General features: G+C 40.4%; 10 protein-coding genes. 7 read left to right on the forward strand and 3 right to left on the reverse strand.

Translation table 11 applies throughout. The features are described 5' to 3' along the window. Positions 1-18 precede the first annotated feature (18 nt). From CV014_RS04475 to CV014_RS04500, 6 genes are all read left to right on the forward strand, one after another. Positions 19-1,131: a sensor histidine kinase gene (locus CV014_RS04475; protein ID WP_236140915.1), complete on the forward strand. Its 1,113-nt coding sequence runs from the start codon at positions 19-21 to the stop codon at positions 1,129-1,131. 1 nt (position 1,132) lies between these two features. Next, positions 1,133-1,804, forward strand: coding sequence for a response regulator transcription factor (locus CV014_RS04480; RefSeq protein ID WP_236140916.1), 672 nt, complete (start codon positions 1,133-1,135; stop codon positions 1,802-1,804). 675 nt (positions 1,805-2,479) lie between these two features. Then, on the forward strand, positions 2,480-2,677 hold the full coding sequence (locus CV014_RS04485) for a hypothetical protein (RefSeq protein ID WP_236140946.1): 198 nt from the start codon (positions 2,480-2,482) through the stop codon (positions 2,675-2,677). A 703-nt stretch (positions 2,678-3,380) separates the two neighbouring features. Beyond that, on the forward strand, positions 3,381-4,097 hold the full coding sequence (locus tag CV014_RS04490) for an acyltransferase (protein ID WP_236140917.1): 717 nt from the start codon (positions 3,381-3,383) through the stop codon (positions 4,095-4,097). A gap of 269 nt (positions 4,098-4,366) precedes the next feature. Continuing rightward, the gene (locus CV014_RS04495; RefSeq protein ID WP_015141200.1) at positions 4,367-4,483 is read left to right on the forward strand and encodes a photosystem II reaction center protein I; all 117 of its coding nucleotides are present in this window, start codon (positions 4,367-4,369) and stop codon (positions 4,481-4,483) included. Between the two features lie 186 nt (positions 4,484-4,669). After that, positions 4,670-7,204: a DUF3769 domain-containing protein gene (locus CV014_RS04500; protein ID WP_236140918.1), complete on the forward strand. Its 2,535-nt coding sequence runs from the start codon at positions 4,670-4,672 to the stop codon at positions 7,202-7,204. 125 nt (positions 7,205-7,329) lie between these two features. Here the strand turns inward: CV014_RS04500 and CV014_RS04505 are convergent, their stop codons facing one another. The 3 genes from CV014_RS04505 to CV014_RS04515 form a co-directional block, all read right to left on the reverse strand. Continuing rightward, positions 7,330-8,832, reverse strand: coding sequence for a hybrid sensor histidine kinase/response regulator (locus CV014_RS04505; protein ID WP_236140919.1), 1,503 nt, complete (start codon positions 8,830-8,832; stop codon positions 7,330-7,332). Positions 8,833-8,865: 33 nt separating this feature from the next. Continuing rightward, positions 8,866-11,313, reverse strand: coding sequence for a GAF domain-containing protein (locus CV014_RS04510; protein WP_236140920.1), 2,448 nt, complete (start codon positions 11,311-11,313; stop codon positions 8,866-8,868). Between the two features lie 463 nt (positions 11,314-11,776). After that, the gene (locus CV014_RS04515; protein ID WP_236140921.1) at positions 11,777-13,309 is read right to left on the reverse strand and encodes a SagB/ThcOx family dehydrogenase; all 1,533 of its coding nucleotides are present in this window, start codon (positions 13,307-13,309) and stop codon (positions 11,777-11,779) included. Between the two features lie 955 nt (positions 13,310-14,264). On the opposite strand from CV014_RS04515, the gene CV014_RS04520 reads away from it, so the two are divergent. Continuing rightward, the gene (locus CV014_RS04520) at positions 14,265-16,703 is read left to right on the forward strand and encodes a TonB-dependent receptor domain-containing protein (protein WP_442946882.1); all 2,439 of its coding nucleotides are present in this window, start codon (positions 14,265-14,267) and stop codon (positions 16,701-16,703) included. Positions 16,704-16,717: the final 14 nt, after the last annotated feature.

The raw sequence follows: 16,717 nt of genomic DNA on the forward strand, positions 1-16,717 counted from the left end.
TCTCAAAATATATCTTAAATGTTTTTATTTCTGAGTAAATTACTGACTAAAAAATCACCATCGAGCAGATTGGCAGTCATATTGGGGTTGTTTGTGACTGTGATGGTGATGGAGTTTAAAACACCCACTGAGTATGTGTTTGGATATCTTTACACAGGCCCAATATTGTTGACAAACTCGTGGTTTGGCAGGATGGCAAACTTTCAAGCCACCACTGTAGCGGTATGCTTAACGATGTTGAATCTTTTTTTACCAGGAAGTGAAGTAATTAAGGTATCCACAGTTGCTAGTCGAGCGATCGCTGTTATGGCGTTGATTGTCACTGGTGTGTTAAGCGATCGCCTGCGTCGTTCCCAAGAAGCGATCGCCATTACCCGCGCCAAGCTAGAATCTCAAGAGGAACTAGTCAAACTCCGAGAAGATTTCGCCTCTACACTCACCCATGATTTAAAAACACCTTTGCTGGGCGCAATTGAAACAATCATTGCCTTTCAACAAGAAAGATTTGGCCCTGTCTCACCCACCCAACAACAAGTATTAGACACAATGGCACGTAGTCACCAGACTTCTCTACAACTCGTAGAAACTCTGCTAGATGTCTATCGTAACGACACTGAAGGCTTAAAGCTGGACTTAACACCAGTAGATTTAAGCAACTTAGCAGAAGAGGTGGCTAGTAGTTTGATTGCATTAGCAGCCAATCGTCGTGTTCATCTTTCGGTGAGTTATGGTGATTCCGATTGGCGACGGGCATTGTGGGTTCAAGGCGATACCCTGCAACTACAAAGGGTATTTAATAATCTGTTGGTGAATGCCATTAATCACTCACGGCGCGGTGCTAGGGTAGAAGTAGTTTTAGAACCGCAAGATTCTTATCAGGTAGTAAAAATTCTAGATACGGGTGCAGGTATTGAGCCAGAACAGTTACCTCATTTATTCGAGCGATTTTATCAAGGACATAGTGACACTTTTGGTTTACGCCAAGCCAAAGGTTCAGGACTAGGACTTTATCTATCTCGGCAAATTATTGAAGCCCACGGGGGTATAATTTGGGCAGAGAACAGAACCCCAACTGGTGCTATGTTTGCGTTCAAATTGCCCGTTTATCCCTTTCAATCTCTAACTGCCTGAAATGTCCTCTATCCCCATTAAAATTCTACTTGTTGAGGACGATGAACTCTTCCGCTTAGGTTTGCGTGTGCGATTGCAACAAGAACCAGGGTTAGAGATTGTCGCTGAGGCTGAGGATGGTGAAACCGCGATCGAATTAGTCAAACAACATCTTTTAGATGTGGTGCTATTAGATATAGGGTTGCCAGGAATTGGCGGTATCGAAGCTTGCAGACAAATTAAACAGCAAAATCCCCTCCTGCCAATTTTAGTGTTCACTTCCCATTCCCAAAAACCTTTAATTACACGCTTGATTGAAGCCGGCGCACAGGGCTACTGTCTCAAAGGCATTGCGGCGGAAAAGTTAGTTTTGGCATTGCGTTCTGTGGCTGCGGGTGCTTCGTGGTGGGATGCGACAGCAACACAAGAAATTCGTTCTTCCTTAAGCTACGAACTATCTCAACCAGAGTCAGACAATATCACTAAGCTTGCTAATCCATTGACTGGGCGTGAGCAAGAAATTCTGTCACTATTAGCCGCAGGCAAAACTAATCAAGAAATTGCCCATACATTATGTATTGCCACGGGGACAGTGCGAGTGCATATTCATGCAATTTTACAAAAATTAGAGGTAAGCGATCGCACTCAAGCTGTGCTGGTTGCTTTACAAAAACATTTAATTAAAAGTCAGTAGTTAAACTCTAGTGATTAAAATAATCACTGCAAAATACTGCAACACATCATGTCTACTAAATTACTCACTCTTCAGTAATCAAAACTCGATGATTTAAATGAAATGGTGATGTCTGGAAATTTTTCCAGAAAACACTGCTTTTAGCCTGTATATATATAGTGATTACCTAACTTTAGTTATGATTCTATTTTGCTAATTATTATACTAATCTTCAAGAGATTATAAAAATTAACCCCAATTTATAGACGAATCATCTTTGATTTATGCAAGAAATTAGTACACCTATAGGAATCCGATTGATTTGGAGAGAAAATCTAAATCTAAGTATAGGAATCATATTTGATTTCTGAAAAAACTCGGTATGCCTCTGTTACTTCTTTTCCTGTTCCCTGTTCCCTGTTCCCTGTTCCCTATCTACGCAAATCATTTCAATAATCAAGTCGGATTCCTATATTTATTCGTTACTAGTTATGCAAATTCATCCACTGATTAACTAGAGATTTATCAAGAAAATCAAATGTATTTTTGTTTACAGAAAAACAATGATTTAATGAATACTCTATATTAGAAAATTTTATATTGTGCCAGACAATCATATGTCAGAAATATTAAATAAAACTCCTTTCTTTGGGTTGATATTTATAAAATAAAATGTGTTATGCTGGAAAACAATTATTGTCAAAAGCCATTCATGTAATTCAAAACATGATTTGGTTGGTTGTTTGTAAATCATCTGTGTGCAACATGATTAGAGCAATTTACTCTAGAAATTCGTTGCAAGAAAGCCGTCATAGCAATCGGGGAAAAGCTTACTTGTTTGCACCGATGGTCAATTTTAATGTGATGGCTGAAGTGGGAGATACTCCACCCTAACTTGGTTATTTAAACTTCAGGAATAACCAAGATAAATGCAACGTCAATTATATTTATTTGTACAGATAAGAGTTTCCGTGTGATGAATTCAAGCTGTACAAAATATATTGCTGTTGAAAAAATCTTGTTAAATTGGGCTGTCAACATAGCTTAACCACTAACAAATAAAGGTTATTGTAAGGATTTTAGTGTTAAATATTCGAGGATTATTCACAGAGCTTATCTGTAGTTTATGCTGCCAATACAGACATTTTAGGTAGTTGAAATCCCTGAATATGCTAAAAGAATCTCTACACTAAATCATGTGGTGTTTAACTCTTAAATATCCATATTTGTAGTTAAACCCATATTTACCTACATCAACCTTTTATGTTATGTGATTAGTTGAGCGTGTACCCAATTGTATAACTGAATAATCTTGCAATCGTGGGCAATAACAGACATTCATCAATAGGCTGATTTCGTGCAGAGAATATGCGTAATCTTGCATATTTCATGATGCTGATGCTGACAAGTGCTGATAGAGAAAAATAGATACAATCTACAGAATCATGAGATTTGGATAACTGAAAGAGATTTTTAGTTATACATAATTCTTTTTATTCAATCTATAAGTTTCAGCAGGAATGTTACTCCCCAAAACAACGATTAATTTACGCTATAGCCTTGGCATTATTAACACCATTCATCTGATAATTAGGTCATGAATAATCAACGATTCAATGGAAAATGGCAGCGTTTACAAGAGCTTTTATTCACCACAGTTCTAGGAGATTTACCAACATTAGCTCTAGGCGCAAAATTAAGAAATATCTTGTATAGAAAGATTTTTGCTCAGATGGGGCGTTCAGTCTACATTCAAGATGGAGTGGAATTTATCAACGCTTCTTGTATTGAAGTTGGCAATGGAGTACACCTGTTTAAAGGTGTACGTCTTGATGCTAGAGGACACATCAATAATAAAATTCTCCTCAGAGATGGAGTAGCGATTGAGCGTTATGTTGATATTGGTTGTTTAGCAGACACCTGTATCGATATTGATAGTGAAACGTTTATTGGGCCAGATGTTTGTATTGCTGGGCCAGGAAACATTAAAATTGGTAAGCGTTGTCTGATTGCAGCACATTCAGGAATCTATGCTAACAATCATAATTTTACTGACCCAACACAGCCTATTAAATACCAAGGTGTGACTTGTCAAGGGATTGTGATTGAGGATGACTGCTGGCTAGGACATGGGGTAACGGTATTAGATGGTGTGACTATTGGTAAGGGAAGCGTCATTGGTGCTGGTGCGGTAGTGAATAAAGATATTCCCCCCTTCTCTGTGGCTGTAGGTGTACCGGCGCGGGTGATTAAAAGCAGAGTCACGCAAGTATCAGTGAATGGTCATGAACCATTGGGAATGGTTGAGTGTTGATTTAGGAAACCTTAGCCTTGAGCCAGCGTCTCATAATCAGATAAAAACAGCGATGATGCGATCGCATCCACAATGATATAGGACATCTACCCTTTGATTCCCACCTTGACAAATACCCCAACTTGCTCTTTACGGAGGATTTAGTGCTGAACTCTCACCGTAGTCCTCTCCAAAGGGAGCGATCTGTGGGTAATATAAAGGAGCTATCTTTTCTGCACGGCAGACACTAAGGAAGAGCCTTTTGTCATAACTTCTTGGAGAGATCACCGATGGTAACTTTAAAAATCGCTGTTTATATTGTTGTAGCTTTCTTCGTAGCTATTTTCGTGTTCGGATTTTTGTCTAATGACCCAGCTCGTAACCCCGGCCGTCGGGATCTAGAGTAATTAACTAGACAAAATATCTGTAACAGCCGGAAGTTAGCAACTGCCAATGTGATAGACATTGGCTGCTAGGTTTTTCGCCTTGCAAGCTTGCTATGCACAAGCAGAAAGCGACAGTCGGAAGGCAAAAGGATAAAATAGTCCTTCCGGCTATAAACTGGCTATTTGTTAGGTTGATTGTGTTCCCCTATGCTTCATCCCCCCCTTCCCCCAGCACCACCACCTCTTGTTGAACCCATACAACCTGCAAACGTCACTGTATCTGCAAGTAATCAGCAAGTTTCTTCAGTTACCAATGTTGAGCAGCAAGCCGCAACTCCAACTCCTCCCGTAAGTGAAAAAGCAGGGGAGCAGGGAGCCAGGGAGCAGGGGGAAAAATCACCCAATGCAGATGCTCAACCGCCAGAGGAAGTCAAGGAAAATGAGCCTACCAATCATCAGTCAGAGAATTTATTAGTTACTCCCCAACCAGTAGTTACCAGCGCGCCAGAAGCCTTTGCGCCTGAATTTTCCCCCCGTAATATCCCAAGTGCAGCGAATTTGGGTGAACCATTGGAAGTTGGTTATCCCATCCAACAACCATTAGATTATTCTCTACAAGCACCTCCCCAAACCAGCAATCAGGCGCAAGCCATCACTGAGGATGAAGATTTTACTAAGCAAGAATACAAAGACAATATTTCCTTACAGAAGTCTGGAGATAGTATCAATCTCTCAGTGACTGCGGCTGATAATGCGCCTGCAAATCAAGCCATTGAAAATATTATTGAGTTTAAATCCCGCAATCAAACAACCCCATCGCCAATTCCAGCTGCGATCGCCTTTCCTCCTACCACAGCACAGGCTCAATCTCCAACCAATCCGCCAGTAGTCCGCCGGAGAATTGTAGAGATTACATCAGACAGCCAAGAATACGACGAACAACGGCGAATTGTCACGGCTGAGGGGAATGTGGTAGTACGGTTTGATGGTGCGGTGGTAGATGCAGACCGCGTACAGGTGAATTTAGACAACTTAATCGCCGCCGGGGAAGGTAACGTTGCACTCACCAGGGGGGATCAGGTATTACGGGGACAGCGTTTTACCTATAATTTTTTACAAGATAGTGGGGAACTAGAAAACGGTAGGGGTGAAATTAATCTCCCCACAGCATCAACAGATTTTGCTTTCCTACCTACAGATATCACCACTGGAGGAGTTCCAGCCAATCCCCCAAGCGATCGCATTCGTGCTAATCAACCCACTACAGGCGTTAGCAGTCCTGGGGGAATCGAATTTACCGTTGGGGGTACAAACGCCAGTAATCTTCCCCCACCAAAAGCCGGCGGTGAAGTCAAACGACTGCGATTTGAAGCTAGACAAATTGAATTTTATCCCCGTGGTTGGCAAGCGAGAAATGTCCGTATTACTAATGACCCATTTTCGCCCCCAGAACTAGAATTAAGAGCCGATAAGGTAACATTAACTAGGGAAGCTCCCCTCATTGACCGCATTAATACTGAGCGACAACGCCTAGTATTTGACCAAGGCTTGACTTTACCCATCCCCCTCAATCAGCGACGCATCGACCGACGAGAACGGGACGCAACACCATTTATTGTTTCCCCTGGCTTTGATGGAGATAAGCGGGGAGGTTTGTTTGTGGAACGGGGTTTTACCATCATCGACACAGACAAAACAACTCTAAGCGTCACACCCCAATTTTTCGTCCAGAAAGCCTTCCAAGACGGAGATGATACCGCTTCTTTGTTTGGGATCAAGGCGAGATTAAACGCTGTTTTGAGTCCCAAAGCTGTACTTCAAGGTTCTGGAGAACTCACTAGTTTTAATTTAGACGAAGTAGACGAGAATTTAAAAGCCAGTTTGCGCTTACGTCAGACCTTGGGTGATACTAACCCCCATACTTTAAACTGGGAATATAGTTACCGCGATCGCCTCTATAACGGTACCCTCGGTTTCCAAACCGTTCAAAGTAGTTTAGGTGGTGTCATTACTTCCCCCAGTATTCCTTTAGGTAACAGTGGGATTAATCTCAGCTATCAAGCAGGCGCGCAGTACATTAACGCCAATACAGACCGCCTAGACTTGTTAGATCCCATCCGCGAGAATAATCGCATTTCCTTGGGACGGTTTCAAACTAGCGTAGCTCTCAACCGAGGCTTTTTGCTATGGCAGGGAAAACCACTACCAGCCACAGCCACAGAAGGATTAAAATATACACCCCGTCCTGTAGTCCCATACTTGCAAGCCGTTGCTGGTGTGACTGGTACTAGCAGTTACTACACCAATGGCGATAATCAAAGCACTCTCACTGGTACAGTCGGCTTAGTCGGACAAATTGGAAACTTTTCTCGACCATTTCTAGACTATACCGCCTTTAATATTTTTTACTCCCAAGGTATTAACAGTGGCTTATCACCATTTTTATTTGACCGTTCCGTAGACAATCGGGTGTTGAGTGCTGGTATATCACAACAAATCTATGGGCCTTTGAAATTAGGCTTTCAAACATCTATTAACTTAGATACAGGCGAACAAAGCACCACCGATTACATTGTAGAGTATAGTCGGCGCACCTATGGCATCACCTTACGCTATAACCCTGTGCTGGAATTAGGTGGTTTCACGATCCGAATTAGTGATTTCAATTGGACAGGTGGAACAGATCCATTTTCCGACGGTGGAGTCAGATCAGTAGTGGGTGGTGTAAGACAGGAAAATTGATTGTTAGTCAATAGTCAATAGTCAATAGTCAATAGTCAATAGTCATTACTCAGCACTCATTACTCATGACTCAGCACCGGCTAAACGCCGCGCTACCGCTAACAGCACTCAGCACTCAGCACTCATCACTCATTACTCCCCTCTAAAGGTAAGGTAATTGTAAATGTAGTTCCTTGACCTTCTTGGCTACTAAAACTAATTGTTCCTTGATGAGCTTCTACACATCTTTTGACTATAACTAAGCCTAGTCCAGTACCCTCGATTGATTGAGTGTTGGAAGCTCGGTAAAATGACTCAAACAAACGCTTTTGATCAGCTTCAGGAATACCAATCCCTTCATCTTGAATTTCAAAAATGGCGATATTCTTTTCTTGGTCACAGATTAAATCAAGGCGAATTGCTTCATTATGGGGAGAATATTTGACGGCGTTGGATAGAAGGTTGACTAACATATAATTTAAAAGTTGTTCATCTGCATAAGCTTCTGTTAGTTTACTAGCACAGGTAAAAATAACTTCATGTCCACTAGTAATTACAGATGTAAATTCTTCAACTAGTTCTTGACAAAATTTCCGTAAATCCAATTTTTGAGGGTTACATACTAGCCTTTTGGCTTCTGCTCTCCCCATAAATAGGACATCTTCCATTAAATTTTTCATGGATTGTACTGCGGTTTTAATTCTTTTTAAATAGATATCTTTCCTAGATTCTGTTAAATTTTCTCCCTGCAATTCTATGAGTTCGACGGCGGTTTGAATAACACTTAATGGGTTACGAAATTCGTGGGAGACGGTAGATATAAATAAAGATTTAAGATAATTAACTTCTCTTTCTTTCCGCAATGCTTGTTCTAATAATTCTGTCTTTCTGCGCTCACTGATATCCCAAAAAACTATGACAACACCGTTAATTTTATCAGGTGGTCTCATGATTGGAGAAGCACTATCTCCTATGGGTATTCTTTTACCTTCTTTAGTAATTAAAGAGGTAAATTCATCTAAATAAACTACCTGTTGTTCTCTTAAAACTTTTCTGACGGGGTTTTCAATTTTAGCTTCTGTAACTTCATCAATCAAGCTAAAAATTTTCGCTACATCTTCCCCAATCGCATCTTGTCGGTTCCACCCTGTTAAGGCTTCAGCCGCAGGATTCATAAATGTGATTAGTCCTTGGTCGTCAGTTGCAATGACAGCATCACTAATGGAATTTAATAAAGTGGCTAATTTATCACGATTTTCTCGAATATCTCGTTCTAAGCGATGTTTTAATATACCAATTTCTATGGCGATACGTAAGTCTTTAGAAGTAAATGGTTTAACAATATAACCAAATGGTTGAGTAATCTTAGCTCTCTGTAATGTATGGTCATCGCCATAAGCGGTTAAAAATATTACTGGTATATCTAGATATTCTCGAATGTAACTCGCAGTATCGATACCATCCATCTCTCCTTTGAGGATAATATCCATTAAAACTAACTCTGGTCTAGTTTCTAAGGCTTTGGCGATCGCTACTTTCCCAGAAGAGGCTGTACCTATAACTGTGTATCCTAGTTGACTAAGCTGACTAGTAATAGTTCTAGCCACAATTACTTCATCTTCAACTACTAAAATTCTTGTCGTGGTCATTGGTCACTTTTTAATTAATTAATCAATGCTGAATTATTGGGGAAATATGATTTTAAAAGATGTGCCATTCAGACATTGTACAGTAACATTACCTTCTAATTGTTCAGTAGCTAAATCATGCACTAAAGAAAGACCTAAAGAATTGGTATTTTGCCAATCTAAATCTTCTGGCAAACCGATACCATTATCTTGAACAGTCATCTCGATATTGTTGTCTATAATACATAAACTAATAGTGATTTGGCCAATTTCTTGTTCGTTAAAGGCATATTTAAGCGAATTGGACATAAGTTCGTTGATGATCAAACCACAGGCTATCGCCTGATCAATATTCATGTCAATGGGACTAATATCAGTTTCTACCATAACTTTCCCTGGAGCTATATGGTAGGAAATCAGAATACTGGTAACTAGGTTTTCGATATATGCAGCAATATTAATCTGACCGATGTTTGTGGATGTATATAGGTTCTTATGAACCATTGATATTGATTCAATCCGGTTTTGGCTGTCTCTGAGAGTTTTAATTAATTCCGGTTCTTTGAGGTTTTGTGACTGCAACTGTAATAATCCAGAAACAATTTGTAAATTATTTTTTACCCGGTGATGCACTTCTTTGAGCAAGACTTCTTTTTCGGCTAAAGCATTTCTTAAATTAATTTCAGCTTTTTGTCTTTCAATTAATTCGTTTTGTGCTTGCTGAAATATACAAGATTGTTGAATAGCGATCGCAATGGGAACAGAAAGTTGATCAAGTAAATCTAGTTCGTGTGTTTCCCAGTTGCGCGGTGCAGAACATTGATGTGCTATTAATAAACCCCAAAGACGAGAAGTCAGATTTTCTTCCCCAATTTCTAGTAAGATAGGTACGACTAAATTGGCTTGGACTTGAAATTGTTCTAGTAAGTGAATGTGACACTCAGTTAATCCTGCTTCATAAATATTTGCGATCGCTCGTTTATGACCTTGGTGGTATTCTGCTCCGGCACCTTCCTGAAAACACGTATCTTGAATCTCTACACCCAAAGACACTTTCCAACCAGGTTTGACTGATTCCGCCACAATCTGACCACTCATATCCGCCGCAAACTGATAAACTATAACCCGATCAACTCCTAGTAAATCTCGGACTTCTTGGACTGTAGCATTGAGAATTTCTGGCAGATTTAAGGATTTATGTATTGTTTGAGAAACAGTCCGCATGAGTTGCTCTCTTTCAGCTTGAGCTTTCAATGTGCGTTCGGTTTGTTTGCGTTTTGTAATGTCCTGTCCAATGGCAATAATTTGACCATTAGCTAGTCTGAGGTTTGTCCAAGAAGTATCTAGAACTCGACCATTTGCTAATGTAGTTTTAAAATCATTCCAAGAACCGTCAGCAGCACGCATCACATTAATTACAGACTGATAATATTCAGGGTCAGGGTACAATTCCTCTATGACATTACGTGTTTGGAAATCCTGGAGTTTGAAGCCTAGCAGCTTTTCTAGTTCTTGATTTACCCACTCAATTCTCCCGTCTTCGTTCCCAATGGCAATCATTAAAGGCATCCGCGCAAAAATCCCTTGCAAAAATGAATTCTGTTCTTGCAATTTTGCTTCTGCATTTTTACGCTCTGTAATGTCATAAAGTATAGTTAATATTGCATAGTCATTGTTAAATTTTAAATATTGTAATGAGGCAATAGCCCAAAAAAATGTGCCATCCGACCGTTTAAATTGGATATCATAATTGATCAAAGAACCGTTTTGTGTCAATGCTGCTAAGATTTTTGTCTGATCATCTGGGTTTTGATATAACTCCGAGATACAGCGATTAACTAGAGCTTCTGCGGTCAATCGAAACTTATAGATAAATTCTGAGTTAGTATAAAGAATTCGACCGTCTACTACTCGTGAAATAATTAATGGTACAGGAATAGCTTCGATAATTCCTTTTAACTTGACTTCCGTAAATTTTAGTGCTTTCTTAAGATGTATCCGGTCTTTAACAGCAGTTATCCTTTCTTTGTGTAACTCGATTTGCTGCATAAATTGATGTGCCAATTTCTCTAAAATACTTGGCATCTTATAGTTAAATTGGCGGGTAACAAAATCCATGATTGCTAAACAACCAATAGCAAATCCATCAGCATTAATTAAAGGAACACCTGCATAGAAGCGTACATGGGAATTAGACAAAATCAGGGAATTATTCCCGAATTGCTCATCTTGCAAAATATCTGGAATAACTAATAATTTTTTGATGGCGACTACATGACTGCCTAAACTAATATTGCGTGGTATTTCCGATTCATTGATTCCCTGTTTCGCTTTAAACCATTCGCGTTCAGCATCTATGAAACCAATAACAACAATGGGTATGTCAAAAATCTCGGCTGCTAATTGCACCAGATTATCAAAGACTTCTGCTGGTGGTGTGTCTAAAATATCATAGGAATGTAATGATGTGAGCCGTCGGTTTTCATCATTTGGTAATAACATTATTTCTCGATTGATAGCTTTATGGGAATTCCGTCATATACTTAATCCAAAGTAACAATTGTGTATATAGAAATCCGATGCGGTTACTGAAACTATTGACAGCATTAGGGAAAAGAACAATCTTCACAGGGAACAAGAAGAAAGAAGTATAGACGAATACTTATCTTCTTCATAAATAAAATAAGATTCCTATATTAATCTACCTATGAATTATCTAAATATTATTGGAACATAAAGTGGTGCTTGGATTATATTGTGAATATACTGATGTGTTACCTATAAAGCATCACCATGCTTCATAGGTAACAAGTAATCCAGTATATTTTTAATCGCAATTATTGCCAGAATAGAGATAATTTTTGCAATTTGACGGTGTTTCTCTACAATCAGCTACGCGTTAAGCAAAGCTATACTGTTGGTTTGACACTGCCAATTCAAAAGCGACAATAAAACACAGTCAATATTAACGGGGACGACCTAAAGTAGTGATATATAAAACAGCTTCATCATCGGGAATACCTAAAACTTCATTTACCTGATCATCAAAAAAACCACCAATCCCACTGACACCTAAATTCAGACGAATTGCGGCTAAATTCAGACGTTGTCCCAAGTGTCCAGCATCCAGATGTAAGTAACGATAAACGCGATCGCCATATTCGGCAATAGCTGATTTGAGGTCAGCCGTATGAAAAACTACAGCTGCGGCATCTCGCCCTAGTTCTTGTCCCAAACAGAGAAAATGTAACTCCCTACGGAAGTTTTTAAACCGAATCTGTCTTAATTCTTGCGCTTTGGGTGCGTAATAATAGCAACCAGTTTCTAGTCCTTTGACACCACAAACAGCAATAAAGGTTTGAATTAAATTTAAGTCGAAATAATCAGGTGCAGGGTCAAGATTTTGGTTGATGTAATTGCGGGGTTGATAAGTGAAATCTAATAAAGCTTTGAGTTCATCTAGAGTCAATTCTTCACCGTTGTAAGCACGAGTAGAACGGCGTTTATGAATGGTAATTTCTAAATTGGCTAAATTATCACCCCAATCAATGGCAGTGGTAGCAGTGGGGACTTTGAGACAAAAAGGGAAATTATATTTATCTTCTAAAGATTTGGCTTGTTTAACTGTAGGTAAATTGAGTTTACCTGTAATACCTGGGGGAATTTGAGTGTGACTGTGAAAATATGCCAGTAATTCCCCATCGGGAATATAAGGATAATTGGTTTCTGTTGCGGATGGGAGAGCAGTACATCCTGATGGTAAATTTTGCCGAATATCTAATAAATCTGCCAGAGGTAAGACAGCGATCGCACCTTCTTGTAATGGATCTACATACAGTAAATCATTGACCGCTTCATCCACAAAACCACCAATCAAATGTGGACGATAGTCAGTAATTGAACCAGCTAATTCTATATTGCCTAACAAATGACCTGTATCTAGACAAATTCGGCGATAGGCTCTATCTTCATACCGCCAAGCCGAACGATAGAACACTGCCGTCACAATGATTGCCAATTGGGTACTTTCTAAAGCCGGATGCCAAAAACAAGCTGCCTGTAATGCGGGCCAAGGATCATTTTCCCAAAAGAGCTTCAATGAATGAGTGCGACATTGATAGTTATATAACCCTGGTGGTAATAACGGTGTGCCACGGGAAACTAAATAGACTTCCGCCGGATACAACCCCCCAGCACTAGGCGCAGAACGCAAATATACAGTATTTCCCAGGGAAGGCATTCTTGCAGTCAAGCCATAACTGCGAAACAACAGGCGGGAGATTCTTTGCCACCATTGAGTTTGAGGATCATCGACAAATGTTTCTGGAATTTCTTGGATGTAAGGTTTCAAGTCTATGTCAGAACCGATTCTGTACTCTTTAAAGGGTACTGGTTGTTTAGCCCAATCTAACCTTTGACTTTTGGCTGCAAGGGTTTCCGGCTCATATTTAGTACGTTCATGATAGTGTTGGGCAATTGACTGGTGTAGTTCTGGCATAGTGCTGGCAGTACCCTTATGACATCCTTATCTTGATCTTGGCATTCATCAGAAAAAATGGGTTTGAAACCCCGTCGTTCTACGACGGCTTTGTGTTAAATTTTAAGTATATACCGAGGGACATCCGGGAATTAAAGTCTGTGGAGCAAACATAAGACCGAAAAACCTTTGGGGTGGAGGCAGTTGCTGAGAAGCAGAAATCTAAGCCGTGAGACTTAGAGAATCCTTGTACCTTTAGGTCAAGGAGTATGTCAACAATCCCATTATTTCACCCTAATCAACAGTAAGGGACATGAAAAAACCCCTACTCTAGTGTAGGGGATTGGTAATTAGTCAACAGTCAATAGTTAACAGTTATTGTTAAAAGTCACCCCTACCTCAGTAAAATTGTCTCCTTCTCTGGGTTTCTGCCCTCAGAAATCCGAGATTTTAGGGGTTTAATGCCATTTTGTGATGAATATGCGCTTTATTCTGTGATGTAGAGACGTTGTATGCAACGTCTCTACATGATTTTTTTTGTGCAACTTCATAGAGAATTGATTTCAGGATGCCAGAATATAAATCTAATTGCTGTGTTAATTCACGATTCGCCTCTCATACCCCGCTCGATTAGTGCTTGTTTGACAATCTGTCTTTTGACGTAGATAGCAATTTTGTCTCAACATCATGAGTAATATTTACCACAACAAAAAATAGCAGTCCTATAGGATTCATCTTGAATATTTCCACAGAAAAACGTACATTTTTCTGTTCCCTATTTTCGTGTGTACGTTCATTTATCAAGTGGAATTCCTATATTTAATTGCTATTGGGTAATTCATGGGTGTGAGGAAATCCAGTGAAAAAACGTAATTTATCTGCTTATTTGTGCTTAACTACTATCATATCTGTGTTACCTGTTGCTCCCGCACATTCGACAATCAAAATAGCCAACTCACTACAGCTTGCCCCAAGCATGAGGGAAGCAAAATTAGCACAACAACCAAATCAAGTTTTGGAAGTAGTGGGAGTTCGCGTCCAAATAGTTGATCAGAAGCTGGAAATCCTCTTAGAAAATTCTACTTCTCAACAATTACAAATTGCTAACAACAGCGAGGGAAATAAATTTATCGCAGATATTCCCAATGCTCAACTGCGTTTACCTAGTGGTAATTCATTTCGGCAAGAAAAACCGTTTGCAGGTATTACAGAAGTAGTAGTCATAAATCAGGATGCCAATAGTATCCGAGTGATGATCACAGGTGAAGTAGATATTCCCCAAGTCGAGTTAGATGACAGTGATGAAGGTTTAATTTTTGTCGTCTCACCGACAACACCCCCACCAGATACCTCCCAACCTAGTAGTGAAACACCACCCACACAACCCTCATCGGAGGCCAATGAACCGATTGAATTGGTAGTTACGGCCCAAAAACGCCCAGAAGCCTCCCAGGATGTACCTTTGAGCCTGACGGTAATCTCCCAACCAGAACTCACAGACGGACAAATCAATTCTTTGCAAGCGATCGCCAATAATACACCCAATTTTACTTTTCTACCCACCACAGCAGGGAGTGCTGATTTTAGTTACTACAGTTTGCGGGGGTTGAATAACTTTAACTTTTTAGCCAGTCAAGACACTATAGGCTTTTACGTTGATGATGTTCCCTTTGATTACGGCGGTTTTCTAGACGTTGCGTTGATTGATTTAGAACGGGTAGAGGTGTTACGCGGCCCCCAAAGTACCCTCTACGGTAGAAGTAGTCCGGCTGGGGTAGTGAATGTGATTTCTCGTCCCCCCAGTAATCAGCCAGAAATCGGTATTACCGCAGGTTATGGAAGTTATAACAGCCGAGAATTCCAACTCTCTTTGAGTGATGCCATTATCCCCAATCAACTTTCGTTTCGCTTGGCAGGGGCATACAATGCACGAGATGGCATATTTGACAATATCTTTCTAGATCAGGCAGTGGGAGAGCGATCGCAAGTTACAGGACGCGCGCAAATTCTCTGGACACCTGCCCCAGAATGGAATATATCATTTAACACCTATGCCAGTGATAACGATAATGGCAATCCTACCTTTTCACGCCAAAATGCGGCCGAACCCTTCACCATTTCTCAAGAAGTCGATGGTTTTAATCGTCTCAGCACTAATACCCAAGCCTTGAAAGTCAGCTATAACGGTAATGGCTTTCGGGCGACATCCATCACCACACGGCGATTTAGCAATCAAAATACCTTAGTTGGTGATAACTTTCCTGGTGACTTGTTACAGCAGGTTATTGGCATCAATTCTACTGTGTGGTCGCAGGAGTTTCGCCTCCAATCTCCCGAAGATGCGGAAAAGTTGCGCTGGCTGTTGGGTGGATATTACGAATCACGGGATTTTAAAGTTATTGATGATACCTTTAAATATACGGAGGCTGGTGCAATTGCCTTTGGCGTACCAGCAGCAGGAAGCGATCGCGTATCCGCAGAACAGTCTCGCCACACTTACGCCATCTTTGGACAAATTGATTACAAACCAGTTACCCCCCTGACTTTATTTGCTGGTTTACGCTACGAAACGGCTGATACTGAACTTGACCGTCGCCGTGTGTTTGAAAATACAGATGGTAGTGTAAATCCCCCCACGGCTGAAGTGCGTGGTGCGACCCTGAATAGTGATGAGTTGATCCCCAGGTTTGGCTTACAGTACCGCTTTAATCAGAATGTCATGGCATACGCCACCATCGCCAAAGGTTACAGACCAAGTGGATTTAACTATCGTGCAGATACAGAAGATACAAGGCGATTTCAAGAGGAAACTTCCTGGACTTACGAAGCAGGCTTAAAATCTTCTTGGTTTGATGACCGCTTGACGGCTAATCTCTCGGTTTTCCAAACAGACGTGGATAATTATCAAGTCCTGCTAACCGACGACTTTGGCTTTTTTAGAAACGTCACTAATGCCAATGTGCAAGTTACAGGCTTAGAATTTGAACTCACAGCCAAGCCAGTACCAGGATTGAATTTAATCGCTGGTATTGGCTACGTAGATAGCAGATTTAAAAACTACAGAAATCCCTTTACAGGTGGAGACTTTAGCGATAATCGCGTTCCCTTTGCACCAGAAGTTACCTGTAATTTAGCCGTGCAGTATCGCAGTAAAAGCGGAATTTTTGCCCGTGCAGAACTACGGGGTTATGGTGTGACTTATTTCGATGATGCCAACCAAGTTAAGCAAGACCCCTATGCTTTGGTGAATACTCGCATTGGTTATGAAGGCGAAAAATACGGTATTTATCTATATGCTAATAACTTATTTGATACACGTTACATCACCTCTGGGTTTCTGTTTCCAGCACCAAACGTCACCGCCGGATTTGGTGATCCTGTAACCTATGGTGTGCAGATGCGGGCTAATTTTTAAGGTATAGAAAGTTA

It is taken from the genome of Nostoc sp. CMAA1605 (assembly GCF_021596505.1).
GTDB lineage: Bacteria > Cyanobacteriota > Cyanobacteriia > Cyanobacteriales > Nostocaceae > Trichormus.

Bases quoted from the DNA above. Each gene is read 5' to 3' on its own strand.
- CV014_RS04475 (WP_236140915.1), top strand. From the start codon at position 19: ATGTTTTTATTTCTGAGTAAATTACTGACTAAAAAATCACCATCGAGC.
- CV014_RS04480 (WP_236140916.1), top strand. From the start codon at position 1,133: ATGTCCTCTATCCCCATTAAAATTCTACTTGTTGAGGACGATGAACTC.
- CV014_RS04490 (WP_236140917.1), top strand. From the start codon at position 3,381: ATGAATAATCAACGATTCAATGGAAAATGGCAGCGTTTACAAGAGCTT.
- CV014_RS04495 (WP_015141200.1), top strand. From the start codon at position 4,367: ATGGTAACTTTAAAAATCGCTGTTTATATTGTTGTAGCTTTCTTCGTA.
- CV014_RS04500 (WP_236140918.1), top strand. From the start codon at position 4,670: ATGCTTCATCCCCCCCTTCCCCCAGCACCACCACCTCTTGTTGAACCC.
- CV014_RS04505 (WP_236140919.1), bottom strand. From the start codon at position 8,832: ATGACCACGACAAGAATTTTAGTAGTTGAAGATGAAGTAATTGTGGCT.
- CV014_RS04510 (WP_236140920.1), bottom strand. From the start codon at position 11,313: ATGTTATTACCAAATGATGAAAACCGACGGCTCACATCATTACATTCC.
- CV014_RS04515 (WP_236140921.1), bottom strand. From the start codon at position 13,309: ATGCCAGAACTACACCAGTCAATTGCCCAACACTATCATGAACGTACT.
- CV014_RS04520 (WP_442946882.1), top strand. From the start codon at position 14,265: ATGAGGGAAGCAAAATTAGCACAACAACCAAATCAAGTTTTGGAAGTA.